This window comes from Variovorax sp. BGA-UO-ETr-C22, assembly GCF_059567965.1.
This window is the reverse complement of sequence record NZ_JCAQPA010000011.1, coordinates 1,478,406-1,504,592: the sequence shown is the minus strand read 5'-3', so window position 1 is coordinate 1,504,592 and position 26,187 is coordinate 1,478,406. Positions and strand designations below refer to the sequence as shown.

The 26,187-nt window shown below is 68.6% G+C and carries 25 protein-coding genes; 16 read left to right on the top strand and 9 right to left on the bottom strand.

All coding sequences use genetic code 11. The features are described 5' to 3' along the window. The first annotated feature begins 370 nt into the window (after nucleotides 1-370). On the top strand, nucleotides 371-1,078 hold the full coding sequence (locus tag AC57B8_RS27115; RefSeq protein WP_185993578.1) for a winged helix-turn-helix transcriptional regulator: 708 nt from the start codon (nucleotides 371-373) through the stop codon (nucleotides 1,076-1,078). Nucleotides 1,079-1,086: 8 nt separating this feature from the next. On the opposite strand, the gene AC57B8_RS27110 is transcribed toward AC57B8_RS27115, so the two are convergent. Next, entirely contained in the window at nucleotides 1,087-1,452 is a 366-nt protein-coding gene (locus tag AC57B8_RS27110; RefSeq protein WP_139705347.1) for a c-type cytochrome, read from the bottom strand. 173 nt (nucleotides 1,453-1,625) lie between these two features. Here AC57B8_RS27110 and AC57B8_RS27105 point away from each other — a divergent pair, with 173 nt between their 5' ends. Next, nucleotides 1,626-2,306 carry a hypothetical protein gene (locus tag AC57B8_RS27105; RefSeq protein WP_062481152.1) on the top strand — a complete coding sequence of 227 codons (681 nt, stop codon included), beginning with the start codon at nucleotides 1,626-1,628 and terminating at the stop codon, nucleotides 2,304-2,306. A gap of 22 nt (nucleotides 2,307-2,328) precedes the next feature. Here the strand turns inward: AC57B8_RS27105 and AC57B8_RS27100 are convergent, their stop codons facing one another. Genes AC57B8_RS27100 through AC57B8_RS27085 form a run of 4 tightly spaced genes read right to left on the bottom strand, consistent with a single transcriptional unit; the run spans nucleotide 2,329 to nucleotide 5,790 of the window. Beyond that, complete coding sequence (locus AC57B8_RS27100) at nucleotides 2,329-3,135, bottom strand: PPK2 family polyphosphate kinase (RefSeq protein ID WP_159277166.1); 807 nt, start codon at nucleotides 3,133-3,135, stop codon at nucleotides 2,329-2,331. A 48-nt stretch (nucleotides 3,136-3,183) separates the two neighbouring features. Continuing rightward, nucleotides 3,184-3,651: an RNA-binding S4 domain-containing protein gene (locus AC57B8_RS27095; RefSeq protein ID WP_062481157.1), complete on the bottom strand. Its 468-nt coding sequence runs from the start codon at nucleotides 3,649-3,651 to the stop codon at nucleotides 3,184-3,186. Between the two features lie 19 nt (nucleotides 3,652-3,670). Next, on the bottom strand, nucleotides 3,671-5,089 hold the full coding sequence (locus AC57B8_RS27090; RefSeq protein ID WP_496481288.1) for a sensor histidine kinase: 1,419 nt from the start codon (nucleotides 5,087-5,089) through the stop codon (nucleotides 3,671-3,673). A gap of 20 nt (nucleotides 5,090-5,109) precedes the next feature. Beyond that, entirely contained in the window at nucleotides 5,110-5,790 is a 681-nt protein-coding gene (locus AC57B8_RS27085) for a response regulator transcription factor (RefSeq protein ID WP_062481159.1), read from the bottom strand. Between the two features lie 133 nt (nucleotides 5,791-5,923). Between AC57B8_RS27085 and AC57B8_RS27080 the strand changes: the two genes are divergently transcribed. The 4 genes from AC57B8_RS27080 to AC57B8_RS27065 all read left to right on the top strand — a co-directional run bounded on the left by AC57B8_RS27080 (nucleotide 5,924) and on the right by AC57B8_RS27065 (nucleotide 9,660). Then, entirely contained in the window at nucleotides 5,924-6,883 is a 960-nt protein-coding gene (locus tag AC57B8_RS27080) for a Bug family tripartite tricarboxylate transporter substrate binding protein (RefSeq protein ID WP_070060440.1), read from the top strand. Nucleotides 6,884-7,025: 142 nt separating this feature from the next. Then, a complete protein-coding gene (locus AC57B8_RS27075) occupies nucleotides 7,026-7,577 on the top strand; it encodes a tripartite tricarboxylate transporter TctB family protein (protein WP_139705342.1) in 552 nt (183 codons plus the stop codon). 15 nt (nucleotides 7,578-7,592) lie between these two features. Beyond that, the gene (locus AC57B8_RS27070) at nucleotides 7,593-9,116 is read left to right on the top strand and encodes a tripartite tricarboxylate transporter permease (protein ID WP_095745061.1); all 1,524 of its coding nucleotides are present in this window, start codon (nucleotides 7,593-7,595) and stop codon (nucleotides 9,114-9,116) included. Between the two features lie 208 nt (nucleotides 9,117-9,324). Then, the gene (locus AC57B8_RS27065; RefSeq protein WP_369632617.1) at nucleotides 9,325-9,660 is read left to right on the top strand and encodes a DMT family transporter; all 336 of its coding nucleotides are present in this window, start codon (nucleotides 9,325-9,327) and stop codon (nucleotides 9,658-9,660) included. Nucleotides 9,661-9,690: 30 nt separating this feature from the next. Here the strand turns inward: AC57B8_RS27065 and AC57B8_RS27060 are convergent, their stop codons facing one another. Genes AC57B8_RS27060 through AC57B8_RS27045 form a run of 4 tightly spaced genes read right to left on the bottom strand, consistent with a single transcriptional unit; the run spans nucleotide 9,691 to nucleotide 16,209 of the window. Continuing rightward, the gene (locus tag AC57B8_RS27060) at nucleotides 9,691-12,801 is read right to left on the bottom strand and encodes an efflux RND transporter permease subunit (RefSeq protein ID WP_495264624.1); all 3,111 of its coding nucleotides are present in this window, start codon (nucleotides 12,799-12,801) and stop codon (nucleotides 9,691-9,693) included. 20 nt (nucleotides 12,802-12,821) lie between these two features. Further along, a complete protein-coding gene (locus AC57B8_RS27055; RefSeq protein WP_496481287.1) occupies nucleotides 12,822-14,006 on the bottom strand; it encodes an efflux RND transporter periplasmic adaptor subunit in 1,185 nt (394 codons plus the stop codon). Next, on the bottom strand, nucleotides 14,003-15,496 hold the full coding sequence (locus AC57B8_RS27050) for an efflux transporter outer membrane subunit (protein ID WP_496481286.1): 1,494 nt from the start codon (nucleotides 15,494-15,496) through the stop codon (nucleotides 14,003-14,005). The genes AC57B8_RS27055 and AC57B8_RS27050 overlap by 4 nt, the downstream gene beginning before the upstream one ends. Continuing rightward, entirely contained in the window at nucleotides 15,493-16,209 is a 717-nt protein-coding gene (locus AC57B8_RS27045; RefSeq protein ID WP_070060446.1) for a TetR/AcrR family transcriptional regulator, read from the bottom strand. Before AC57B8_RS27045 ends, AC57B8_RS27050 begins: the two co-directional genes overlap by 4 nt. A gap of 128 nt (nucleotides 16,210-16,337) precedes the next feature. Between AC57B8_RS27045 and AC57B8_RS27040 the strand changes: the two genes are divergently transcribed. The 10 genes from AC57B8_RS27040 (at nucleotide 16,338) to AC57B8_RS26995 (ending at nucleotide 26,186) form a co-directional block, all read left to right on the top strand. Further along, complete coding sequence (locus AC57B8_RS27040; protein WP_062475896.1) at nucleotides 16,338-17,879, top strand: sigma-54 interaction domain-containing protein; 1,542 nt, start codon at nucleotides 16,338-16,340, stop codon at nucleotides 17,877-17,879. Beyond that, nucleotides 17,876-18,142, top strand: coding sequence for a hypothetical protein (locus AC57B8_RS27035; RefSeq protein WP_095745066.1), 267 nt, complete (start codon nucleotides 17,876-17,878; stop codon nucleotides 18,140-18,142). Before AC57B8_RS27040 ends, AC57B8_RS27035 begins: the two co-directional genes overlap by 4 nt. A 156-nt stretch (nucleotides 18,143-18,298) precedes the next feature. Continuing rightward, a complete protein-coding gene (locus AC57B8_RS27030) occupies nucleotides 18,299-19,486 on the top strand; it encodes a substrate-binding domain-containing protein (RefSeq protein ID WP_070060448.1) in 1,188 nt (395 codons plus the stop codon). A 175-nt stretch (nucleotides 19,487-19,661) separates the two neighbouring features. After that, on the top strand, nucleotides 19,662-21,116 hold the full coding sequence (locus AC57B8_RS27025; protein WP_496481285.1) for an extracellular catalytic domain type 2 short-chain-length polyhydroxyalkanoate depolymerase: 1,455 nt from the start codon (nucleotides 19,662-19,664) through the stop codon (nucleotides 21,114-21,116). A gap of 49 nt (nucleotides 21,117-21,165) precedes the next feature. Then, on the top strand, nucleotides 21,166-21,930 hold the full coding sequence (locus AC57B8_RS27020; protein WP_062475886.1) for an ABC transporter ATP-binding protein: 765 nt from the start codon (nucleotides 21,166-21,168) through the stop codon (nucleotides 21,928-21,930). Beyond that, nucleotides 21,927-22,655, top strand: coding sequence for an ABC transporter ATP-binding protein (locus AC57B8_RS27015; RefSeq protein ID WP_159277159.1), 729 nt, complete (start codon nucleotides 21,927-21,929; stop codon nucleotides 22,653-22,655). Before AC57B8_RS27020 ends, AC57B8_RS27015 begins: the two co-directional genes overlap by 4 nt. Continuing rightward, a complete protein-coding gene (locus AC57B8_RS27010) occupies nucleotides 22,652-23,632 on the top strand; it encodes a branched-chain amino acid ABC transporter permease (protein WP_070060451.1) in 981 nt (326 codons plus the stop codon). Before AC57B8_RS27015 ends, AC57B8_RS27010 begins: the two co-directional genes overlap by 4 nt. Before the next feature lie 13 nt (nucleotides 23,633-23,645). Beyond that, nucleotides 23,646-24,713: a branched-chain amino acid ABC transporter permease gene (locus AC57B8_RS27005; RefSeq protein ID WP_062475876.1), complete on the top strand. Its 1,068-nt coding sequence runs from the start codon at nucleotides 23,646-23,648 to the stop codon at nucleotides 24,711-24,713. Further along, nucleotides 24,710-25,627, top strand: coding sequence for an alpha/beta fold hydrolase (locus AC57B8_RS27000; protein ID WP_496481284.1), 918 nt, complete (start codon nucleotides 24,710-24,712; stop codon nucleotides 25,625-25,627). The genes AC57B8_RS27005 and AC57B8_RS27000 overlap by 4 nt, the downstream gene beginning before the upstream one ends. 52 nt (nucleotides 25,628-25,679) lie before the next feature. Then, nucleotides 25,680-26,186, top strand: coding sequence for a DUF1993 domain-containing protein (locus AC57B8_RS26995; RefSeq protein ID WP_496481283.1), 507 nt, complete (start codon nucleotides 25,680-25,682; stop codon nucleotides 26,184-26,186). Nucleotide 26,187 lies beyond the last annotated feature (1 nt).

Here is a 26,187-nt window from a genome sequence, read left to right as displayed (position 1 = left end):
GGCGCGCCGCCGGCCCGGCCGCCCTGGCCGGTGGATGGGGGCATGGCGTGGCCGTCGTGCCCGATCCTCATATTTCTGTTCTCTTCATTCATACCTGTGAAATTTATTTGGGAATAGATTCACTTCCCAAGGAATTGCGCAGGTTGGAAATGCATTCGTAAAAAAATGCGTCTGCCTTCAACAATTCAGAGCAATTTATTCCTGAAGGGTTGAATGATGAAAGTCGATTTCCCCGCCAACGGGGCAAAAATAGAAGTTTGTGACGCCACGGTGTGCAAGGTAATTTTCAATGTTTGAGCAAAACTCCCCGCACATTGCAGTGTTGGACCCCTCTCCCCGAACGCGGTGGCACGCCAGTCGTGCCGTCAAGATGCTGGGTTATACGCCCGTCGCATTTGCGCATGTCGACGAATTGATTTCGCAGGTGGCGCCCGGCGGTAATTTCGAGGCGCTGCTGCTTTCAATTCCGTCGGCGCCCGACGATGTGCAAAAACTCGTGGGCCAGGTGCGTGAAACGCTGCGTTATCACACGCCATTGATCATGAGCGCGCGCAAACGGCAGATCCGCGGGTTGTCGCTGTTGCATGCCGGCCCCGACGACGCCGTGCTGCCGGAGCCGTCGACCTTCGAGGAGATGTACTTCATGCTCGAATTCTTCCTGCGCCAGCGCAACCGGCCGGTGGTGCCGCGCAGCCTCGACTGGCAGGAATTCAGCCTGTTGTCGCCGTTCGACATGGTCGACGTGGCCGGCACCGAGATCCGCCTGACGCCGATCGAGTTCGACCTCGCGGCCGAGTTCTTCCGCCACATGAACCGGCCGCTGGACCGGGAGCACCTGGAAATGATCGGCTGGCAAAGCGGCGTGGCCGCCGGCTCGCGCACGCTGGACGCCAACGTGTCGAAGCTGCGCCGCAAGCTCGGGTTGTATGTCGACCAGCCGCACGGCCTGTCGTTGCACGCGGTGTGGGGCATGGGCTATCAATTGAGCCAGCTGGGCAAGCGCGAGGCGCCCGGCACCTGGACGTTCCCGGCGGATTTCCGGGTGGCGTCGGCCGCGCCGTCGCAGCTGTCGACCTGAGCGGCGATTCAGCGCGCGGGTGGCTGCTGCTGTTGCGGTTGCGCCAGCACCCAGCGCGCGAGCACCTGCGCATCGGCCTCCGACACCAGCGACTGGCGCGGCATGATCACGCGGCCCCAGGTGCCGACGCTGCCGTTGCGGATCTTCTCGGCCAGCCGTGCCGGCGCGGCGGCGTCGCCGCGATAGCGCTCGGCGATCTGCGCGAAGCCCGGCCCGACCTGCTTGTGCACCAGGCCATGGCAGGCCATGCAGGCGTTCTTGCGGGCCAGGTCGACAGCGGAAAGTTGCGGCTGCTGGGCTGCGGCACCGAAGGATGCCGCGGCGAGTGCGATCGAGAGAAAGTGGGGAGCGGAAAGCCGGGGAATACAGGGCATGGAGGGGAAACCGGGGAGGGGTGAAAACTGTACCTTGCCCTGTCGCAGACCCCGGATCGCCGCCCGAATGCCCCGTCTGGAGGTCGTCTCTCATTCGCGACAAGTCGATTCAAGAGTAACTATATGTATGGTTAAATCCCTCGCAACTACCGCGAAGAGGACGAGGGATTCCCATGAAGCTGCCGCTCAGCATTGCATTGGCCACCGTGGTTCTGGCCGGATGCGCCAGCGCACCGCCGCCCGGGCCCGGCCAGGGCACCGGCATGTCGTATGTGCCGATGGTGGCCATGGAAGGCGTGGACAAGGTGCGCTACGACAGCGACGTGGCCGACTGCCGCACCGCCGCCACCCGCATCACCGCGCGCAGCGAATCGGGTGACGCCATGTGGGCCGCGCTGGGCCTGGGCCTGATCACGGTGCACGGCCAGGGCATCGTCGCCGCGGCCTCGTACACCGGCATCAGCGCCGCCGTCATCGACTGGAACACCCGCCCCAGCAGCGCGCTGATCGCCGAGCACCAGCAGATCGCCATCGTCCATTGCATGGCCAAGCGCGGCTACCGCAACCTCGACCCGAACGTGCAGGACACGTTCTACGGCAACACCTTCAACCCCGTGCTTGCGCTCAAGCCGCGCCGCACCGGCATCGACACCTACAACGTCGAACGCCTGGCCAAGGCCGGTCGCTGCAACGTGCAGCCGCGCGCCGAGCTGACAGCCAAGGGCCCGGGCTACGAGAGCTACAGCGTGCCGTGCACCACTGGCGTGGCCTGGGCCGTGCGCTGCGAGTTCGGCAACTGCCGCGTGCTGGCGCAAACGCCGATGCGCCCCACGGCGCCCGTGCGCCGCTCCTGAGCCGGCCTTTCCCGCTCCCGGCTCACTTCACGACCATGCCCTTGAGCGCCGGGTCGGGCGGCGGGGGCTTGAGCTTCATGTCGCGCAGCGTCTTCACGAGCAGCTGCGCGATCATCATGTTGCGGTGCCGCTTGCTGTTGGCCGGGATCACGTGCCAGGGCGCGTGCTCGCTCGAGGTGGCGGCCAGCGCGTTCTGATAGGCCTTCTGGTAGTCAGCCCACTTGGTGCGCACCTCGAGGTCGCCCATGCTGAACTTCCATTGCTTGCCGGGCGTGTCGATGCGGGCCTGCAGCCGTTCGCGCTGCTCGTCCTTGTCGATGTGCAGCATGCACTTGACGACGACGGTGCCGGTCTCGGTGAGCAGCCGCTCGAAATCGTTGATCTGCGCGTAGCGGCGGCGGGCCTCGTCGCCGTCGATCCAGCCTTCGACCACGGGCACCAGCACGTCCTCGTAGTGGCTGCGGTTCCACACCATGATCTCGCCGGTGCGCGGCACGGCGGCGTGGCAGCGCCAGAGGTAGTCGTGCGCGCGTTCGTCCTCGCTCGGCGCCTTGAAGGCCGTCACCCGCACGCCCAGCGGCGAGGTGCGCGAGAATACCCAGCGCACCGTGCCGTCCTTGCCGCTGGTGTCCATGCCCTGCAGCACCAGCAGCACCTTGCGCCGGCCTTCGGCGTGCAGCACGTCCTGCAGTTCGTCGAGCTCGACGGCCAGGGTGTCGAGCTCGGCGCGCTGGGCCGACTCGTCGCCCGTGAGAAAGGGCGAGTCGTCGGGGTCGATGCGCGAGAGCTTGAACTTGCTGCCGACGCGGTACTTCTTGAACTTGGACATCTGCGAGCGCTCCGTCAAAAAAGAAACGAAGCCCACAGGGTACGCGAATCAGCGCTGCGGGCGCCCGCGTGGCGGCGGGTGGTCGTCGTCGCCGTTGCTTTCGTCGATCGACGCGCTCCAGCGGTTGTCCCACTCGGCCTGGTGGCGCACGCCGTCGATCTCGCGCCGGTCGCGCTTGGTCGGGCGGCCCTGCTCGATGGCCAGGGCCGGCTCGCTGCCCATGCGGCGCTGCTCGCGGAAGGCGGCCTGCGCCGCCAGGCTCTCGGGCGTTTCCTCGTACAGCTGCTGGGCCACGGGCGCCGGGCCGCGCTGGCCGCTGAGGCCGCGCACGGTCACGGTCCGCGTGAGCGGGCCCAGGCGCATCGCGACGGTGTCGCCGGCCTTGACCTCGCGCGAGGCCTTGGCGACCTCGCCGTTCACCTGGATGCGGTTCTTGCCGATTTCGTCCGCGGCCAGCGAGCGGGTCTTGAAGAAGCGGGCGGCCCAGAGCCACTTGTCGATGCGCAGACGGTCCATGAAGGTCGGAAAAGAAAGGTCAGCCATTGTGGCGCGACAGCGGCAGCCGCACCACGGCGTCGAGCCCGGTCACGCGGTCGGTGCCGCCGGGGTTGGGTACCGTGCGGTTGTCCAGGCTGATGCGTCCACCCAGGGCCAGAACGATCTCGCGGCAGATCGCCAGGCCCAGGCCCGAGCCGCTCGCGGTGTTGCCGGCCGAGAACGGCGCGAACAGGCGCTGGCGCAGCTCGGCGGAAATGCCCGGGCCGTCGTCGCGCACGGTGAGCACGGCCTCGTCGCCCTCGGCTTGCACGCGCACCGAGAGTGGCGCGCCCGTGGGGCTGTGCTTGATGGCGTTGTGCAGCAGGTTGCGCGTGAGCTCCTGCAGCATCCACTGGTGCGCGCGCACGGTCACGGCGTCGTCGGCGGCCAGCTCGAAATCGAGCGCCTTGTCGGCCACCAGCGGCGACAGGTCGAGTGCGATGTGGCGCACCACGTCGCCCAGGTCGAGCAGCGCCGACTCGGGCTGCTGGCGCAGCTGTTCCACCTTCGCCAGCGACAGCATCTGGTTGGCCAGCGTGGTGGCGCGCTCGACGGTCTGGCTGATTTCGACCAGCGCCTGCTCGGGTGCCACGTCGCCGCGGCGCGCCGATTGCACCTGCGCCTTGAGCACCGCCAGCGGCGTGCGCAGCTGGTGGGCGCTGTCGCGCACGAAGCGCTTCTGGTGATCGAGCAGCCGCTGCAGCCGGCCCATGACCTCGGTGGTGGCGTCGATCAGCGGGCGCAGCTCGGCCGGGGCGCCGGGCGCGTCGATGGGCGAGAGGTCGTCTTCGGGGCGCCGCTCGATGGCTTCGCCGAGCTCGCGCACCGGCCGTGTGGCGCGCTGCACCACGACCACGGTGACCAGCGCGATCACGCCCATCAGCAGCAGCTGGCGCCAGAGCATGTCGAGCAGCAGCTTGCGCACGAGTGTCTCGCGCAGCTCCAGCGTCTCGGCGACCTGCACCACGGCCATGCCACGGCCGCGCGCGCTGGCCACCGGCTGCAGCATCACGGCGACGCGCACCGGCTGGCCGCGAAACTCGGCGTCGTAGAAATCGACCAGCGCCGCGTACGCCCCGCGGTCGGGGATGCGCCCGCGCCAGAAGGGCAGCTCGGCAAAGCCCGAGACCATCTCGCCGTCCAGCGCCGAGACGCGGTAGAACAGCCGGCTGCGGTTGTCGGCCTCGAAGGCCTCGAGCGCGGAGTAGGGCACGATCGCGCGCAGCCGCGCCATGTCGTCGTAGCCTTCCACGTCGAGCTGCTCGCCGATGGTCTTGGCCGAGGCCAGCAGCGTGCGGTCGTAGGCGGTGGTGGCGGCCGCCAGGCTCTGGCGGTACAGACTCACGCTGTTGATCACGACGAACACCGCGACCGGCACCAGGATGCCCAGCAGGAGCCGCGCGCGCAGGGACGACATCGTGCGCCGCAGGGCCGCCCTCAAGTCTCGGCCCGCAAGAGATAGCCCAGGCCGCGCATCGTCATCAGCACGGTGCCGGTGCCCACCAGCTTCTTGCGCAGGCGGTACACGACCACCTCGATGGCCTCGTACTGCACCTCGGATTCGCCCGGGAACACCAGCTCGAACAGGCGCTCCTTGGTGACCGCGTGGCCGGGTTTCATCATCAGCGCCTTGAGCAGCGCGAGCTCGCGCGGCGTGAGCTCGAGCAGTTCCGAGCGGTGGTAGACGGCGCCGTTGTCGGGCTCGAAGCGCAGGCTGCCGACCTCCAGCGGGTTCAGCGTGGGGTCGGGCCCCGCGCTCAGGCTGCGCCGGCGCAGTGCCCGGATGCGGGCCTCGAGCTCGTCCAGGTCGAAGGGCTTGGGCAGGTAGTCGTCCGCGCCGGCGTTCAGGCCCATGATGCGGTCGCCCACCGTGCCGCGCGCGGTCAGCAGCAGCACCGGCGTGCGCAGGCCCTCGGCGCGCGCCTGGGCCAGCACCTGCAGGCCGTCGACGTGCGGCAGGCTCAGGTCGAGCGCGACCACGTCGGGCTCGACGGCGCGCCACTGCGCGATCGCCTGCGCGCCGTCGCCGCAGATGCGCACGTCGATGCGGCGGCGCCCGAGGGTGCGCTGCAGGGTGATTTGCATCGAGGGGTCGTCTTCGACGAGCAGCAGCTTCATACGGGCAGGGGGTCGGTACTTCGGTGTTTTCCCCAGTCTGGTGGACAGCCAACTGACAGCGGGGCGGCGCATGATAGCGGCTCAGGTCCAAGTCAGGTTCCATCCGTTCCCAAGTTCTCAGGAGACACCAACGATGCGTCGCGATACCTTTTTGAAGTCCCTGGCCGCACTGGCCGCTGCCGGCGCCTTGCCGCTGTCGGCGCGCGCTGCCGCCAACGTCAAGATGATGATCCCGGCCAACCCGGGTGGCGGCTGGGACACCACCGGCCGCGCGCTGGGCAAGGCCCTGACCGACGCCAAGGTGGCCGACACCGTCGCCTACGACAACAAGGGCGGTGCCGCCGGTGCGCTGGGCCTGGCCCAGTTCGTCAACGGCTCCAAGGGCGACGCCAACGCGCTGATGGTCATGGGCTCGGTCATGCTGGGCGGCATCATCACCGGCAAGCCGCCGGTCAACCTGTCGCAGGCCACGCCCATCGCGCGCCTGACCACCGAATACAACGTGTTCGTGCTGCCGTCGAACTCGCCCTTCAAGACCATGAAGGACGTGGTCGAGCAGCTCAAGAAGGACCCAGGCAGCGTCAAGTGGGGCGGCGGTTCGCGCGGCTCCACCGAGCACATCGCCGCGGCCATGATCGCGCAGAAGGTCGGCGCCGATCCGTCGAAGATCAACTACGTGGCCTTCCGCGGAGGTGGTGAAGCCACCGCCGCCATCCTGGGCGGCAACGTCACCATCGGCGGCAGCGGCTACAGCGAGTTCGCCGAGTACATCGCCGCCGGCAAGATGAAACCCATTGCTGTCACCTCCGCCCAGCGCCTGCCGGGCATCAATGTGCCGACCCTGAAGGAACAGGGCATCGACGTCGAGATCGGCAACTGGCGCGGCGTGTACGGCGCGCCCGGCATCTCGGCCGAGCAGCGCAAGGCCCTGACCGACATGGTGCTGGCCGCGCTCAAGAGCCCGTCGTGGGCCGAGTCGCTCAAGAAGAACGACTGGACGCCGGCCGTGCTGTCGGGCGATGCCTTCGCCAAGTTCGTCGACGACGACTTCGCCAGCCTGCGCGCCATCATGGCCAAGTCCGGCATGGTCTGACCTTGGTTCGCCCCCAGGCTGCGCGCACTTCGTGTCGCGCGCGCCAACCCCCTTCCGGGGGCAACACCCGCGGCCCGGCAAAGCCGGTTTGCGGTGTTTCTGGAAGGGGCCTTCTTCTTCCCCACGACTGCGGGAGCAAAAAATGACAACTCCAGAATCCTCGGTCTCACATTCCGCTGAGGCCACCTCCGGCGCGGCCCGCTGGCCGCAATACGTCGTCGGCCTCGGCGTGCTGCTGACCGGCGCTGCGCTGGCCTTCGGCGCCATCGGCATTTCTTCCGAAGCCGGCTACGGCGGCGTCGGCCCCAACTTCCTGCCCTGGATGGTCTCGGTCGTCTTGATGGTCTGCGGCGCGTGGATCACCTGGGAAGCGTTCAGCGGCGGCTTCCGCGAGCTCGACGCGCCCTCCGGTGCCGACACCGCCTACTGGCCCGGCTTCATCTGGGTGGCGGCGGGCCTGCTGCTCAATGCGGCGCTCATCACCAGCATCGGCTTCATCCTGAGCTGCGCGCTGTGCTACCTGCTGGCCGTGCAGGGCCTGCGTCGCGCCGCCGGGCAGGCCAAGGTCAACGCACCGGCCACCTGGGTCACCGATTTGGTGACCGGCCTGGCGATCTCGGCCCCGGTCTTCTGGATGTTCACCAAGTTCCTGGCCATCAGCCTGCCGGGTCTCACCAGCACCGGCTGGATCTGAGCGGAGCCACGCCAAATGGATATCTTCAACGCACTGATGACCGGCTTCGCGGCCGCGATCACCCCCATCAACCTGCTGTGGTGCCTCATCGGCTGTGCCCTGGGCACGGCGGTGGGCGTGCTGCCCGGCATCGGCCCCGCCGTGGCGGTGGCCATGCTGCTGCCGATCACCGGCAAGGTCGACATCACGGCCTCGATGATCTTCTTCTCGGGCATCTACTACGGCGCCATGTACGGCGGCTCGACCACCTCGATCCTGCTGAACACGCCCGGCGAAACCGCCAGCATGGTCACGGCGATGGAGGGCAACAAGATGGCCAAGAGCGGCCGCGCGGGCGCCGCGCTCGCCACCGCGGCCATCGGCTCCTTCGTGGCCGGCACCATCGCCACCGTGGTCGTCACGCTGTTCGCGCCCTTCGTGGCCGACTACGCCGTGCGCCTGGCGGCACCCGAGTATTTCCTGCTGATGCTGCTGGCCTTCACCACGGTGAGCGCGGTGCTGGGCAAGAGCACGCTGCGCGGCATGACGGCGCTGTTCGTCGGCCTGGCCATCGGCTGCGTGGGCCTGGACCAGATCACCGGCCAGGGCCGCTACACCGGCAACATGCCCGAGCTGCTCGACGGCATCGAGATCGTGCTGGTGGCGGTGGGCCTGTTTGCGGTGGCCGAGGTGCTGTATGCCGTGCTGTACGAAGGCCGCGTGGTCGAGGGCCAGAACAAGCTGACCCGCGTGCACATGACCGGTCGCGACTGGAAGCGCTCGATTCCCGCCTGGCTGCGCGGCGCGGCCATCGGCACGCCCTTCGGCTGCATTCCGGCCGGCGGCACCGAGATCCCGACCTTCCTGAGCTACGCCACCGAGAAGAAGCTCGCGAAAGACCCGCAGAACAAGGCCGAGTTCGGCACCACCGGCGCCATCGAAGGCGTGGCCGGCCCCGAGGCCGCCAACAACGCCACCGTGACCGCCGCGCTGATCCCGCTGCTCACGCTGGGCATTCCCACGTCGAACACCACGGCCATCATGCTGGGCGCGTTCCAGAACTACGGCATCCAGCCGGGCCCGCAGCTGTTCACGACCTCGGCCGCACTGGTCTGGGCGCTGATCGCCTCGCTGTACATCGGCAACCTGATGCTGCTGGTGCTCAACCTGCCGATGGTCGGCCTGTGGGTCAAGCTGCTCAAGATCCCGAAGCCGCAGCTGTACGCCGGCATCCTGATCTTCGCGACCGTCGGTGCCTACGGCATGCGCCAGAACACCTTCGACCTGTTCCTGCTGTTCGGCATCGGCCTCCTGGGCGTGGTGATGCGGCGCTTCGACTTCCCGACCGCGCCCGTGGTGGTCGGCATGATCCTCGGCCCGCTCGCCGAAGCCAACCTGCGCAACGCGATTGCCATGGGGCAGGGCAGCCCGATCGTGTTCTTCCAGCGCCCCGAGTCGATCGTGGTGATCATCGCCATCGTCGCCGTGCTGGTGCTGCCGCGCCTGGCCAAGCGCATGAGCGAACGCAAGCTGAAGCGATTGGCGCAGCTGGACGCCTGACGCGACCGACCCTCTTTCTCGGTTCACATGCCGCGGGCGATTGGCGCCCGCGGCATTTTTTTTGAATGCGCCTGCGGCGCCAAGGGGCTTGACTGCGCAGTCATCACCGCGCCGCCGCATGTCCCCAGAATGGCGGCTTCGTTCGGGGTACCGCTTGCATCGCCCGCATTCCATGCCCGGTACGGCGGGGGTGTGACGAGGTATTCCCATGAAGAGTCCACAGACTCTGGCCTGGCTGCTGCTTGCTGCCAGCGTGGCGGCGGAAGTCGCCGGCACCATCGCCCTTCGCCATGCCGAAGGTTTCACCCGCCTGTTGCCATCGCTGCTCACCGCCGCCTGCTACGCCGGCGCGATCTGGCTCATGTCGCTCGCGGTGCGCGTACTGGATGTGGGGCTGGGCTACGCGGTCTGGGCCGGTGCCGGCACCGCGCTGATCGCGGTCGCCGGCATGGTCTGGTTCGGTGAAGCGGTCACGCTGACGCGCGTGGTCGGCCTGCTGGCCATCGTGGCGGGCGTGGTGGTGCTGAACATCGAGGCGCGGTAGCGGGCCCACCGCTGCCCGCGCTCGGAGGTCTCAGCGCTGCGGCGCCTCGACCAGGTCGTCGTCGATGTGCGGATCGGCCGGCTGTCCGCGCACCTTGCGCACGGTGCGGCGGATCCAGTGCTCGATGTCGTCCACGTAGGTGAACACGGCCGGCACCACCAGCAGGCTCAGCACCGTGGAGGTGATCAGCCCGCCGATCACCGCCATCGCCATCGGCGAGCGGAAGCTCGAGTCGGCGGTGCCGAAGCCCACGGCAATGGGCAGCATGCCGGCGCCCATGGCGAGCGTGGTCATGATGATGGGCCGCGCGCGCTTGTGGCAGGCGTCGCGCAGCGCGTCCCAGCGGCTCATGCCGTGGTCGCGGCGCGCCACGATGGCGTACTCCACCAGCAGGATCGAGTTCTTCGTGGCGATGCCCATCAGCATGATCAGGCCGATCAGCGAGGGCATCGAAAGCGCCTTCTGCCCGATCAGCAGGCCCACGAAGGCGCCGCCCAGCGCGAGCGGCAGCGCGCACAAGATGGTCACCGGGTGCAGGAAGTCCTTGAACAGCAGCACCAGCACGATGTAGATGCACAGCACGCCGGTCAGCATGGCCAGGCCGAAGCTGGCGAACAGCTCGGTCATCACTTCGGCGTCGCCCACCTCGGCGATGCGCACGCCGGGCGGCAGCTTCTGGATCGAGGGCAGGGCCTCGACGGCCGTCTTGGCGTCGCCCAGGCCCACGCCCGACAGCTCGATCTCGAAGTTGACGTTGCGCGAACGGTCGTAGCGGTCGATGACGGCCGGGCCGCCTTCCATCGTGAGCGAGGCCACCTGGCTCAGCATGACGGGGCCGCGTGCGCCCGGCACCGACAGGCGCCCGATCAGGTCGAGGTCTTGCCGCGCCGAGTCTTCGAGCTTCACCACGATCGGCACCTGCCGCTGCGCGAGGTTGAGCTTGGCCAGCGCCTGGTCGTAGTCGCCCAGCGTGGCCACGCGCAAGGTCTCGGCGATGGCCGAGCTGGTCACGCCCAGGTCGGCGGCGCGCGCGAAGTCGGGGCGCACGGCGATCTCGGGGCGGATCAGGCTCGCGGTCGAGGTGATGTTGCCCAGTCCGGGAATGGTGCGCAGGTCTTTCTCGACCGCGCCGGCGGCAGCCGACAGCGCCACCGGGTCTTCGCCGGTGAGCACCAGGATGTACTTCTCGCCCGAGCCGCCCAGGCCCACGGTGCTGCGCACGCCGGGCAGGGTTTCGAGCGCGGTGCGGATCTCTTTCTCGATCAGCTGCTTGCGCGGCCGGTCGCCGCGTGGGTCGAGCTGGATCGTCAGCGTGGCCTTGCGCGTCTCGGGCGTGCCGAAGTTCGCGAACGGGTCGCCGCCGGCGCTGCCGCCCGCCACCGTGGTGTAGACGCTCTTCACGTGGTGGATCTGCATCACGCGGCGGCGCGTTTCCTCGGCCGCGGCCGTGGTCTGCGCCAGCGTGGAGCCCGGCGGCAGCGACAGGTAGACCTGCGTCTGCGAGTTGTCGTCGGCCGGAATGAAGCCGGTCTTGAGCAGCGGGATCATCGCCAGCGAGCCGAAGAAGAAGAGGGTGGCCATCACCATCGTCTTGAAGCGGTGGTGGGTGCTCCACTCCACGGCGCGCATGTACCAGCGCAGCCAGCCGGGCTCCTTCTCCTGCGTGAGGATGGGCTTCATGATGTAGGCCGCCATCATCGGCGTGAGCACCCGCGCCACCACCAGCGAGGCGAACACCGCAAGCGACGCGGTCCAGCCAAACTGCTTGAAGAACTTGCCGGCCACGCCGCTCATGAAGGCCGTGGGCAGGAACACCGCAATCAGCGTGAAGGTGGTGGCGATCACGGCCAGGCCGATTTCATCTGCCGCCTCCATGGCCGCCTGGTACGGCGACTTGCCCATGCGCAGGTGGCGCACGATGTTCTCGACCTCCACGATGGCGTCGTCCACCAGGATGCCGACCACCAGCGAGAGCGCGAGCAGCGAGATAACGTTGACCGAGAAGCCCAGCAGGTGCATGCCGATGAAGGCCGGAATCACCGACATCGGCAGCGCCACCGCCGAGACGAAGGTGGCGCGCCAGTCGCGCAAGAAGAGCCACACCACGATCACCGCAAGGATGGCGCCCTCGTACAGCAGGTGCAGCGAGCCGTCGTACTCTTCTTCCACCGGGTCGACGAAATTGAAGGCCTCGGTCAGCTCGATGTCGGGGCGCTGCACGCGCAGGTCGGCCAGCGCCTTCTGAATGGCGCGGCCCACTTCGACCTCGCTGGCGCCGCGGCTGCGGGCCACCTCGAAGCCGACCACCGGCTTGCCGTTGAGCAGCGCAGCGGCGCGCGGCTCGGCGATGGTGTCGCTGATGCGCGCCACCTGGTCCAGGCGGATGCGGCGGCCGTCGCTCAGCGCGATCTGCATGTCGGCGAGCTGGTCGGCCGACTGCACGGTGGCCATGGTGCGCACCGGCTGTTCGCTGCCGCCCAGGTCGATGCGCCCGCCCGCGCTTTCGGTCTGCACCTGGCGCAGCTGGCGCGAGATGTCGGCCGCCGAGGCGCCCAGCGCCTGCAGCTTGGCCGGGTCGAGGTCGATGTGCACCTGGCGCGTGACGCCGCCCACGCGGTTCACCGCGCCCACGCCGGGCAGCGCGAGCAGCTTCTTGGTGATGTCGTTGTCGACGAACCAGCTCAGCGCCTCGTTGTCCATGCGCGAGGACGCGATGGTGAAGGCCAGCACCGGCTGGGCCGCGAAGTCGAGCTTGGTGACGACCGGGTCGCGCACGTCGGCGGGCAGGTCGGCGCGCACCTTCTGCACGGCCGAGCGCACGTCGTCCACGGCCTCCTGCACGGGCTTCTCGAGGCGGAACTCGACGATCAGCGTGGCGGCGCCGTCCTGCACCTTGGTCGTGATGTGCTTCAGGCCCTGGATGGTGGCGATGGAGTTCTCGAGCTTGCGCGCGACGTCGGTCTCCAGCTGCGAGGGCGCGGCGCCCGGCAGCGAGGCCGAGACGGTGACGGTCGGCAGGTCGATGTCCGGGAAGTTCTGCACCTTCATGGCGTTGAACGACAGCAGCCCCCCGAAGGTGAGCAGCACGAACAGCATCACCGCCGGAATGGGGTTGCGTATGGACCAGGCGGAAACGTTCATGGCGTGTTCCTTGTGTTGGCTTACTTGGGCGAAGGCGCGGAGGCCCCCGCCTTCGCCGGGGTGGCGGCCGCGGCGGCCGCGGGCGTGGCGTCCACCACGCGCACCAGGTCGCCATCGTTGAGGAAGCCCGCACCCTGCACCACGATCTGCACGCCGTCGGGCAGGGCGCTGGTGATCTCGACGCGGTCCTTCAGGCGGCGGCCGGTCTGCACCTTGAGCTGCGCCACGCGGCCGTCGGGCAGCAGCGTGAAGACGTTGTTGAAGCCGTCGCGCGGCACGATCGCGCTTTGCGGCACGGTCGGCGCGGAGCTGCGACCGAGTTCGAAATCGCCGCGCGCGAACATGCCGGCCTTCACGCCGGTGTTCTGCTGCACGTTGGGCAGGTCGACGTAGACCAGCGCCGCGCGCGTCTGCGGATCGACCGTGGGCGCGATGCTGCGCACCGTGCCCTTCACCTGCGCGCCGCTGGCGCTGACCACGAAGGCCGGCGTGCCCACGGCGACGCGGCCCAGCTCGGCCGAGGTGACTTCGGCGCGCCACTCGAGCCGGCCCTGGCGGATCAGCCGGAACAGCTCGGTGCCGGCGCCCACCACGCTGCCCACCGTGGCGGTGCGCGCGGAGATCACGCCGTCGTCGGGCGCCAGCACCTGCGTGTTGCGCCCGCGCACCTGCTGCGCGGCCAGCACGGCCTCGGCCGCCTCGGCGCGCGCCTTGGCGGTCTGCTCGGTGGTCTGGTACTGGTTGATCTGCTGCTGGCTCAGCGCGCCCGTGGCCTGCAGCGTGCGGGCGCGTGCGGCGTTGCCGGCGGCGTCGGCGGCCGAGGCGCGGGCCTCGGCCAGCGAGGCGCGTGCCTGCGCGATGTCGGCCTGCACCGTCTCGGGCGAGAACACCGCGAGCACCTGGCCCTTCTTTACGGTGTCGCCCACGTTGACGCGCACCTCGGCCAGCTTCAGGCCGTTCGATTCGGAGCCGATCACGGCCTCCTGCCAGGCCGCCACGTTGCCGTTGGCGGCCAGCGTGACGGTCAGCTCGGTGGCTTCGGGTTTGGCGACCGAGACGGTCAGGGCCGGGCGCTGCGCGGGGCCTTTTGCCGCAGGTGCAGCCTTGTCGTCGGCCGGCTTGCGGGTGAGCCACAGGCCTGCGGCGACAACGACGACGAGCGCCAGCAGCGCGAGGACAAGGGTGGAACGCTTCATTGTTTTCATGGCGACGTCGCGACCTTGGCGGCCGGGGTGGTGGTCATAGAGGACGATGCTTCGGCGGGGCGGCTCCATCCGCCGCCCATCGAGCGGTACAGGGAGACCCAGGCTTCGGTGCTCTCACGCTGAAGCGAGACGCGCGCGGTCTGCGCGGCGAACAGCGTGCGCCGCGAATCCTCGAGCTCGAACAGGCTGGCCAGGCCGCTGCTGAAGCGGGCCTGGGTGGCGTCGAACGAGGCCTGGTAGTTTTTCACCGCGCTGTCGGCGTCGGTGCTGCGGGCGGTGGTGGCGTCGAGGTTCACCAGAGCTTCCTCGACCTCGCGCACCGCCTGGCGCACGTTGGCGCGGTAGAGCGACACGGCTTCGGTGTAGCGCGCCTTGGCCGCCTCGGCGTTGGCCGCGCGCGCGCCGCCGTCGAGCAGCGGCACGGTGAGCGACAGCGGCCCGACCGTCCAGGTGTCGAGCGATTCGCGGAAACCGCTGGTGCGGATCTGCATGCGGCCGATCGAGCCCGAGAGCGTGAGCTTGGGATAGCGCTCGGCCTCGGCCGAGCCCACCTCGGCGCTGGCCGCGGCCACGCCGAGTTCGGCCGCGTACACGTCGGGCCGCTGCGAGAGCGCCTGCGCCGGCACGCTGGCGATGGCGCCGACCACCGGCAGCGCGCGCTGCGTGGGCGAGGCCGCGAGCTTCTGCGCGAGCGTGGGTTCGTCGAGCCCGCTGAGCGCCACCAGCGCCTTGCGCTGCACCGCGCACAGGGCGCGCTGTTGCGTGAGTCGGCCTGAGGCGTCGGAGGCGCTGGCACGCGCCAGCGCGGCATCGGCCGGCGCGGTGAAGCCGGCGCGTGCCGACAGGTCGGTAAGCCGCGCTGTTTCGCCGCGCGACTTGGCATCCGACTCGGACACGTTCAACTGCTGCTGACAGGCGCGCTCGGCGAAGTAGGCATTGGCCGTTTCGGCCGCCACGGCGACGCGGGCGTCGTGCCACTTGGCGGTGGCGCTGTCCAGCTTCTGCTGGGCCGCATCGCGGTCGGCGCGCAGGCGGCCGAACAGGTCGATCTCCCACTTCGATTGCAGGCCGGCCTGCAGCGTGGTGACCGGCGCGGTGGAGGCGCTGCTGCTGCTACTGGAAGAACCGCCCGATCCGAACGACGAGCCCGACACGCCGCGGCTGGCCGACGCCGTGCCGTCCAGGCTGGGCAGCAGCGCCGCGCCGGCCTGCACGCGCGTGGAGCGCGCCTCGGCCACGCGCGCCGCGGCGCTGGCAAGGTTGGGGCTGGCGGTTTCAGCGGCGGCGATCAGCTCGACCAGCAGCGGGTCGTCCAGCTGGCGCCACCACTCGGCCAGCGCGGCGAGCGAGCCGCCGTGGGGCAGGGGCGCGTGCCACTGCGCGGGGAAGGGCGCCTGCACCGCGGCGGGCGGGCGCGTCAGGCCGCAGCCGGCAAGGCCGAGGCCCAGCGGCAGGCTCAGAACAAGGGCAATCCGTCGGAGTCGTCTCATGGCTTCTTTCTCTGCTCGGCGGCCACCTGGCGGCGGCGTGCGGTTTCGGCCTGGACCAGCGCCATCGCGTAGCCCGTGAGCCGGTCGGCCCAGGTGTCGATGGCGCGCGGCGTGCGCAGCAGCGACGGGCGCAGGGCCTCGATGAAATCCTGGCTCACGTACAGCTGCATCGACAGCCCGGTGATCGCGAAGGTCAGGCGGTGGATGTCGTCGTCGGCGCGCTCCACCTGCAGGTGGCGGCACAGCAGCTCGACGATGGCGCGGTGCGGGCCCTTGATGTCGCGCTCCAGTTCCTTGGCCCACTGGCTGGTGGGCTCCAGCATTTCGCGCATGTGCAGCTGGATGCACTGGCGCACGATCTCTCCTTGCTTGAGCGGATCGATCATGGCCGCCATGCAGATGCGCAGCGTGGCTTCGAGCGACTGGCCGGGCACGTTGCAGGCAGCGACCAGGTCGTTCGAATCGCTGCCCATCGGCTCGTTGAAGGTGGCGGAGTACAGCCCCTCCTTGTCGCCGAAGTAGTAGCTGATGGCCGACACGTTCACGCCGGCCTCGCGCGCGATCTCGCGGATCGAGGTCTTGGCGAAACCGTTCTGGGCGAACAGCCGCAGCGCGGTGTGCAGCAGGCGGTGGCGCGCCTCGGCGCCGTCGCTGCGGGGAGCGCGGCGCGGCGATGGCACGGGCGTTGGCGTGAGGGGATCCCTGGCGTTCATCGGCGCGATTAGAGCATGATTGAAATCAAACGATTGATTTACTTAAGGCTTGCTGAAGGCTTTTGTTTTTGGTTGCATGTGGGCCTGCGCGCGGCAGGGGCGGGTGCCGCACACAGTACGATCCGCGCATGTCCGTCGCTCCCTCTGCCGCCGCACCGCCGCCCGCCTTGCCCCTGGACGCCGAAGGCATCCTGGCGCTCGCCGCGCGCTCGATGTTCCATCTGTTTTCGAGCATCAGCCAGGGCATGTTCCTGGTCGACCGCAGCGGGCGCATCGTCTGGGTGAACGAGGGCTACCGCCGCTTCCTGCCGGCGCTGGGTTTTTCGTCCATCGACGAGTTCATGGGCCACATGGTCGAGGACGTGATCCCCAACACCATGATGCGCCGCGTGCTCGAAACGGGCGAGCCGATCCTCATCGACCTGTTGACCAACAAGGCCGGCACCTTCGTGGTCAGCCGCATCCCGCTGCGCGAGGAGCGCGAAGACGGGGAGGGCCTGGGCAAGGTCATCGGCGCCATCGGCATCGTGCTGTTCGACCAGCCCGAGACCACGCTGCAGCCGCTCATCAGCAAGTTCGCGCTGCTGCAGCGCGACCTGGACGACGCGCGCCGCGAGCTGGCCAGCCAGCGCAACAACCCGCTGTACCAGCACGCGCCCGACGGCCAGCGCCGTTCCAAATACACCTTCGCGAGCTTCATCGGCAGCAGCCCGGCGGCCGTGGAGGTGAAGCGCCACGCGCGCCGCGCCGCGCAGTCCACCAGCCCGGTGCTGCTGCTGGGCGAGACCGGCACCGGCAAGGAGCTGCTGGCGCATGCGATCCATGCGTCGTCCACGCGCGCCAAGGGGCAGTTCGTCAGCGTCAACATCGCGGCCGTGCCCGACACGCTGCTCGAGGCCGAGTTCTTCGGCTTCGCGCCCGGCGCCTTCACCGGCGCCGACAAGCGCGGGCGCGAAGGCAAGTTCAAGCTGGCCGACGGCGGCAGCCTGTTCCTCGACGAAATCGGCGACATGCCGCTGGGCCTGCAGGCCAAGCTGCTGCGCGCGCTGCAGGAAGGCGAGATCGAACCGCTGGGTTCCAACAAGCTGATTCCTTTCGACGCCCGCGTGATCGCCGCCACCTCGCGCGACCTGCCCGAGCTGGTGCGCCGCGGCCTGTTCCGCGAAGACCTGTATTACCGCCTCAACGTGCTGCCGCTGCGCGTGCCGCCGCTGCGCGAGCGGCGCAGCGACATCCCGGCGCTGGTCGAGGCGCTGGGCGAAGACATGGCGCTGCGCAGCGGCGAGGCACCGCCCGAGCTCACGCCCGACGCGCTCGCGCTGCTGGCCGGCCAGCACTGGCGCGGCAACATCCGCGAGCTGCGCAACGTGCTGGAGCAGGTGACGATGCGCAGCGACTCGCAGCGCATCGACGCGGCGCAGCTCGAACGCATCCTGCGCGAGGCCGGGTTGGAGCAGATCGAGGCACCCGACACCTCGCACAGCCTGCGCGACGTCGACCAGGAGGCGGCGTTGCTTCGGCCGCTGTCGCAGCAGGTGGCCGAGCTGGAACGCAAGGCGATCGCCGCCGCGCTCGAAAGCACCGGCGGCAACAAGCTCGCGACCTCGCGGCTGCTGGGCATTTCGCGCGCCACGCTGTATGAACGTATGACGGGGATGGGACTGTCATGAGCGTGAAGGCGCTGCGTTCCACTTTCGGCCCGAACTGCCACTGGTGCGGGCTGCCGATGGATTTCGACGAGCCGCACGGACGCCCCGAGTCGGCCACCATCGAACACCTGCTCGACGCCACGATGGGCGGCGTGCGCCAGCAGAAGCACCGGCGCCTGGCGCACGCGGTGTGCAACCACACGCGCAACGAGCTGCGGATGCGGGCCGAGCGCGAGTTCGAAAGCTGGCTCGCGGCGCGCCGCGACTCTGCTGGGAAACCCTGACTGATCAGCAGACAGTTGTCTGAAAACAAGACAGAGCAAATGCACTGAAATCAGGCGAAACCGGTTGCGCCCGAATGAGGAAGCCTTTGTTATCAATGGCTTAGGCGGGTGGCACGAACTGTGCAATATTCAGTCACCTTTATCAGGAGACAAGACATGCACCGTCGCCACCTCATCGCCCTGGCCGCCCTGGGCGCCACCGTTGCCACCATGCCCGCCTGGGCTCAATCGAACGAGATCCGCATCGCCCACGTCTACAGCAAAACCGGCGCGCTGGAGGCCTACGGCAAGCAGACGCAGACCGGCCTGATGATGGGCCTGAACTACGCCACCGGCGGCACGATGATGGTCAACGGCAAGAAGCTGGTGGTCATCGAGAAGGACGACCAGGGCAAGCCCGACCTGGGCAAGTCGCTGCTGGCCGCCGCGTACTCCGACGACAAGGCCGCGCTCGCGGTCGGCCCGACCGCTTCGGGCGTGGCGCTGGCCATGCTGCCGGTGGCCGAGGAGTACAAGAAGATCCTGATCGTCGAGCCCGCCGTGGCCGACTCGATCACCGGCGACAAGTGGAACAAGTACATCTTCCGCACCGGCCGCAACTCGAGCCAGGACGCCATCTCCAACGCCGTGGCCATCGACAAGGCCGGTGTCACCGTCGCCACGCTGGCGCAGGACAATGCCTTCGGCCGCGACGGCGTGAAGGCCTTCGGCGCCGCGCTGAAGAAAGCCAAGCTCGCGCACGAGGAGTACCTGCCGCCCGCCACCACCGACTTCACGGCCGGCGCGCAGCGCCTGATCGACAAGCTCAAGGACCAGCCGGGCCGCAAGATCATCTGGATCGTCTGGGCCGGCGCGGGCAATCCGTTCAAGATCGTCGACCTCGACCTGAAGCGCTACGGCATCGAGATCGCCACCGGGGGCAACATCCTGCCGGCCATGGCAGCCTACAAGTCGCTGCCGGGCATGGAAGGCGCGGCCTACTACTACTTCGGCATTCCGAAGAACCCGGTGAACGAGGCCATGGTTGCGGCCCACTACAAGGAATTCAAGACGCCGCCGGACTTCTTCACGGCCGGCGGCTTCTCGGCCGCGATGGCAGTGGTGACGGCGCTGAAGAAGACCAACGGCGACACCGGCACCAACAAGCTCATCAGCACCATGGAAGGCATGAGCTTCGACACGCCCAAGGGCAAGATGACCTTCCGCAAGGAAGACCACCAGGCGATGCAGTCGATGTACCACTTCAAGATCAAGGCCGACCCCGCGTTCGCGTGGGGCGTGCCGGAGCTGGTGCACGAGATCAAGCCCGAAGAGATGGACATCCCGATCAAGAACAAGCGCTGATCACGGCGCTGATCGTTCCCTGAACCCGCGGCGCGCATGCAGGCGCCGCACCCTTTTCGCCCCGGATGGCCGCCGGGCGAAGCGCCAGCCTGCGTTCGCGCACGGCGGCGCGCTCCACGGTCGATTCGTCAGTCTGCAAGCAAGCGTTCGATACACAAACCAATAGGAGACAGCGATGCCAGCGATGCGATGGAACAACTGGAAGGGGTTTGCCGCAGCAGCGGTGATCACGGCGGCGGCGCAGGCCGCGACGGCGGCCGTGCCGCTGCCGGCACTGGGCGCCAACCCGGCGGAGGTGAGCGTGTCCGGCCTGTCGGCCGGCGGCTTCATGGCGGTGCAGCTGCACGTGGCCTACTCGGCCACCTTCAAGCGCGGCGCGGGCGTGGTCGCTGGCGGTCCGTACTACTGCGCCGAAGGCTCGGTGCTCAACGCCACCGGGCGCTGCATGACGCACAGCACCAGCATCCCGGTGTCGACGCTCGTGAGCACCACCAACAGCTGGGCCGCCAGCGGTGCGATCGACCCGGTGTCGAACCTCAGCAATTCCAAGGTCTACCTGTTCTCGGGCACCTCCGACAACACCGTCAAGCAGCCGGTGATGGACGACCTGAAGACGTACTACCAGAGCTTCGTGCCGGCCGCCAACACGGTCTACAAGAACAACCTCGGCGCGGGCCACGCGATGGTCACCGACGACTACGGCGGCGCCTGCAGCACCACGGCTGCGCCGTACATCAACAACTGCGGCTTCGACCTCGCGGGCGAGATCCTCACGCAGCTGTACGGCCCGCTGAACCCGCGCAACAACGGCGCGCTGGGCGGCACCTTCACCGAGTTCAACCAGTCGGAGTTCGTCACCGGCCACGGCGTGGCCGCCACCGGCTGGCTCTACGTGCCGCAGGCCTGCACCACCACCTCGTGTCGCGTGCACCTGGTACTGCACGGCTGCAAGCAGAACTACACCGACGTGAGCGACCAGTACGTCAAGAAGACGGGATACAACCGCTGGGCCGACACCAACAACATCATCCTGATCTACCCGCAGACCAGCACCGCGGCCACCAACAGCTGCTGGGACTGGTGGGGCTACGACAGCGCCAACTACGCCAAGAAGTCGGGCCCGCAGATGGCCGCCATGAAGGCCATGATCGACCGCGTCACCGGTTCGGCCGGCGGCGGCGGGCTGCCGGCGCCCACCGGCGTGGGCACCTCGGGCGCGACCAGCAGCAGCATGGTGATCGGTTGGGCCGGCGTCTCGGGCGCCAGTGGCTACAACGTGTACCGCGGCGGCAGCAAGGTCAACGCCTCGCCGGTGGCCGGCACCAGCTACACCGACACCGGCCTGGCCGCGTCGACCACCTACAGCTGGACCGTGGCCGCGCTGAACGCGAGCAACGTCGAAGGCGCGATGTCGGCGGCCGCCACGGGCGCGACCACGGCGGGCCCGGGCGGCGGCGGGACCTGCTACACCGCGAGCAACTACGCGCACACCATGGCCGGGCGTGCCTATGCGCTGTGGGGGCTGACCTATGCCAATGGCTCGGGCCAGTCGATGGGCCTGTGGAACATCTACGCCATGACCACGCTGAAGCAGACGGGCACCAACTACTACGTGATCGGCACCTGTTGAGGCCGCTCACCCATCGCTGATTTTTTCGATTCGCAAGGACCTTTCCACAATGCTTGAGACCCGGGATCTGACCATCCGCTTCGGAGGGCACGTGGCCGTCAACAGCGTGAGCTGCGCATTCGCGCCAGGCACGCTGACGGCCATCGTCGGCCCCAACGGCGCGGGCAAGACCACTTACTTCAACCTGATCTCCGGGCAGCTCAAGGCCACGGCCGGCACGGTGTCGCTCGACGGGCAACCGTTGTCGCACCTGTCGCCGTCGGCGCGCACGCACGCCGGGCTGGGGCGCGCGTTCCAGCTCACCAACCTGTTCCCCAACCTCACGGTGCTGGAGAACGTGCGGCTCGCGGTGCAGGCCACGCGCGCCGGCGCCCACCGCCACGGGCTCAACCTGTGGAGCATCTGGAGCGACCACAAGGCGCTGACCGAGCGCGCCGAGCAGATCCTGGCCGACGTGGCGCTGGAGCCGCGCGCCCACGCCACGGTGGCCAGCCTGCCGCACGGCGACCAGCGCAAGCTCGAGGTGGCGCTGCTGATGGCGCTCGAACCCAAGGTCTTCATGTTCGACGAGCCCACGGCCGGCATGCATGCGGCCGAGGCGCCCGTCATCCTCGACCTGATCCGCAAGCTCAAGCAGGACAAGACCAAGACCATCCTGCTGGTCGAACACAAGATGGACGTGGTGCGCGAACTCGCGGACCGCATCATCGTGCTGCACAACGGCACGCTCGTGGCAGACGGCGAACCGGCCGAGGTGATCGCCTCGCCGGTCGTGCAGGAGGCCTACCTGGGCATCGCGAAGGAGGCCGCATGAGCACCGAGAATTTGCTGACCCTCGAAGGCGTGCAGACGCACATCGGGGCGTACCACATCCTGCACGGCGTCGACCTGGCCGTGCCCAAGGGCCAGCTCACCATGCTGCTGGGCCGCAACGGCGCGGGCAAGACCACCACGCTGCGCACCATCATGGGCCTGTGGCATGCGTCGCAGGGCAGGGTGCAGTTCGCCGGCAAGGACATCACGGCCCTGCACACGCCGCAGATCGCCGAGCTCGGCGTGGCCTACGTGCCCGAGAACATGGGCATCTTCTCCGACCTCACGGTGAAGGAGAACATGGTGCTGGCCGCGCGCGGCGCGAAGAACGCCGACGCCATCGACGACACGCGGCTGAAGTGGATCTTCAAGCTCTTTCCCGCGGTCGAGAAGTTCTGGAACCACCCGGCCGGCAAGCTGTCGGGCGGACAGAAGCAGATGCTGGCCGTGTCGCGCGCCATCGTCGAGCCGCGCCAGCTGCTCATCATCGACGAGCCCAGCAAGGGCCTGGCGCCCGTGATGATCAACAACATGATCGAGGCCTTCGGCGAGCTCAAACGCAGCGGCGTGACGATCCTGCTGGTCGAACAGAACATCCACTTCGCCCAGCGCCTGGGCGACACCGTCGCGGTGATGGACAACGGCCGCGTGGTGCACAGCGGCTCGATGGCCGCGTTCTCCGCCGATGCGCAACTGCAGCAATCGCTGCTCGGACTCGCCCTATGAAACTCGACTTCGACTGGAAGCCACTGCTTCTTGCCCCCATCCTTGCGCTCGTCGCGCTGCCGCTCACAGGCTCGGTCTCGACCTGGCTCACGCTCACGGTGGCGGGGCTGGCGATGGGCATGATCATCTTCATCATCGCCTCGGGCCTCACGCTGGTGTTCGGCCTGATGGACGTGCTGAACTTCGGCCACGGCGTGTTCATTGCGCTGGGCGCCTTCGTGGCCAGCAGCGTGCTCGGCCTCATGGGCGACTGGACCGGCTCGGGCGAGTTGTGGCGCAACCTCGTGGCCGTGTTCCCGGCCATGCTCGCCGCGATGGCGGTGGCCGGCGCCATCGGCCTGGCCTTCGAGCGCTTCATCGTGCGGCCGGTGTACGGCCAGCACCTGAAGCAGATCCTCATCACGATGGGCGGCATGATCATCGGCGAGGAGCTCATCAAGGTGATCTGGGGCCCGGCGCAGATTCCGCTGCCGCTGCCCGAGGCGCTGCGCGGCTCGCTGCTGGTGGGCGACGCCGCCATCAGCAAGTACCGCCTGCTCGCGGTGGCCGTGGGCGTGGTGGTGTTCGGCGTGCTCGCCTGGACGCTGGGCCGCACCAAGATCGGCCTCTTGATCCGCGCCGGCGTGCAGGACCGCGAGATGGTCGAGTCGCTGGGCTACCGCATCGGGCGCCTGTTCGTCGGCGTGTTCGTGGTGGGCAGCGCGCTGGCCGGCCTGGGCGGCGTGATGTGGGGGCTGTTCCAGCAGAACCTGGTGCCGCAGATGGGCGCGCAGGTCAACGTGCTGATCTTCATCGTGATCATCATCGGCGGGCTGGGCTCGACCGGCGGGGCGCTGCTCGGCGCGCTGCTGGTGGGACTCATGACGAACTACATCGGCTTCCTGCTGCCCACGCTCACGCAGTTCGCGAGCATCTTCCTCATGGTGGCCGTGCTGCTGTGGCGCCCGCAGGGCGTGTACCCCGTGGCGAACCGTTGAGGAGAAAGCCGTCATGTTCCTGAAACGACTTCTGTCCAACGACATGCCGCGCAGCCGCCTGCTGGCGCTGCTGCTGCTGGCCCTGTTCCTGGCGCTGGCGTTCGCGCCGTTCCTGTTCCCGGGCGTCAAGGCGCTCAGCGTCGCGGCCAAGATTCTGGTGTTCGTGGTGCTGGTCGCGAGCTTCGACCTGCTGCTGGGCTACACCGGCATCGTGAGCTTCGCGCACACGATGTTCTTCGGCATCGGCGCCTACGGCATCGCCATCTCGGCTTCGCGGCTGGGGCCCAACTGGGGCGCGGTGCTGGTGGGGCTGGGCGCGTCGCTCGCGATCTCGCTGGTGCTCTCGCTGGCCATCGGTTTGTTCTCGCTGCGGGTGCGCGCGATCTTCTTCGCGATGATCACGCTGGCCGTGGCCTCGGCATTCCAGACGCTGGCTTCGCAGCTGTCGGACTTCACCGGCGGCGAAGACGGCCTGACCTTCAAGCTGCCCGAGCTGATTTCGCCGAGCTTCGAGTTCGCCGAAGAGCCCTTCCTCGGCGTCTCGCTCGACGGGCGCTTGCTGTGCTACTACCTGCTGTTCGTGGCGGCGGTGGTGCTGGTGCTGGCGATGCTGCGCATCGTGAACTCGCCCTTCGGCCGCGTGCTGCAGGCCATCCGCGAGAACGAGTTCCGCGCCGAGGCCATCGGCTACCGCGTGGTGGTGTACCGCACCACGGCGGCCGTGCTGTCGGCGTTGTTCGCCACGCTGGCCGGCGCGATGCTCGCGATCTGGCTGCGCTACAACGGGCCCGACACCTCGCTGAGCTTCGAGATCATGATCGACGTGCTGCTTATCGTCGTGATCGGCGGCATGGGCACGATCTATGGCGCGGCCATCGGCGCGGTGCTGTTCGTGGTGGCGCAGAGCTACCTGCAGGACCTGCTGCGCCTGGGCAACGAGGCCGCCAGCGGCCTGCCATGGCTTGCGGCGCTGCTGTCGCCCGACCGCTGGCTGCTGTGGCTGGGCGTGCTGTTCGTGCTGTCGGTCTACTACTTCCCGACCGGCATCGTCGGCAAGCTGCGGGCGAGGGCGGCGAAATGAGCGACGGCAACAACAACAGCACCATGACGCCGTCATCGCACATCTCGCCGACATCGCACTACGCGCAACTCGCAGGCCGCGAAATCCACTGGCTCGACTGGGGCCCCGCCAACGCCCCCGTCGTCATCGCCTGGCACGGCCTGGCGCGCACCAGCCGCGACATGGACGAGCTGGCGCAGCACTTCGCGGCGCGAGGCTTTCGCGTGATCTGTCCCGACACGTTGGGGCGCGGCCTGAGCCAATGGAGCCCGTCGCCCGACGAGGAATACACGCTCGCGTTCTACGCACGGCTGGCCAACGCGCTGTGCGACGAACTGCGGCTGGGCCGCGTGCACTGGGTGGGCACCTCGATGGGCGGCGCGATCGGCACGGTCTGCGCATCGGGCCTGTTCGAGCCGCGCATGAAGGCACGCATCGCCAGCCTCACGCTCAACGACAACGCGCCGCAGCTCGCGCAGGCCGCCATCGAGCGCATCCGCGCCTATGCCGGCGACCCGCCGGCCTTCGCGACGGTGGCCGAGCTGGAGGCCTTTTTTCGCACGGTCTACAAGCCCTACGGCTGGCTCAGCGACGCGCAGTGGCGCCGGCTGACCGAAAGCTCCACGCGCCGCCTGGCCGACGGCCGCGTCACGCCGCATTACGACCCGGCGATGGTCAAGCAGTTCAGCGCGCACGACAACGACTACCTGATCTGGCCGCACTACGACGTGATCGAGGCGCCGGTGCTGTGCCTGCGCGGCGCCGAGTCCGACCTGGTGCTGCCCGAGGTGATCGAGGAGATGCACCGGCGCGGGCCGGGCGCGGCCGGACGCCTGCAGGTGATCGAGGTGCCGGGCTGCGGCCATGCGCCCGCGCTCAACGTACCGGAACAACTGGACCCGATCGAGGGGTTTATCCGCGCGGCCGGTCGTTGAAGGCACGGCGCGCTCACAATCGCGCCGACTTCAACTCCAAGATCACCTCGCCATGGCCCTCTCGATGTACGACCTGTCCGTGCCGGTTTTCATCCGCGGACTCGGGCAACTCACCCACCTGCTCGACAAGGGCCTCGCGCATGCGAAGGCCCAGGGCATTGATCCGGCGACGCTGGTCGACGCGCGCCTCGCGCCCGACATGCTCACGCTGGCCGGCCAGATCCAGCGCGCGAGCGATGCTTCCAAGCTGGGCACGGCGCGCATCGCGGGCATCACGGCGCCGAGCTTTCCCGACGAGGAAAAGACCTGGGACGAGCTGCTGGCGCGCATCGTGAAGACGCAGGATTTCCTGGCCAGCGTGGACCGTGCGCTCATCGACGGCCACGAAGAACGCCCCGTGACCATCAAGGCACGCGAAGGCGAGGCGCACTTCACGGCGCAGCGCTACCTGCTGCAGTTCGCGCTGCCGAACTTCTTCTTCCACGTGACCACCGCCTACGACGTGCTGCGCCACGAGGGCGTGCCCATCGGCAAGCTGGACTACCTCGGCCGCTTCTGAG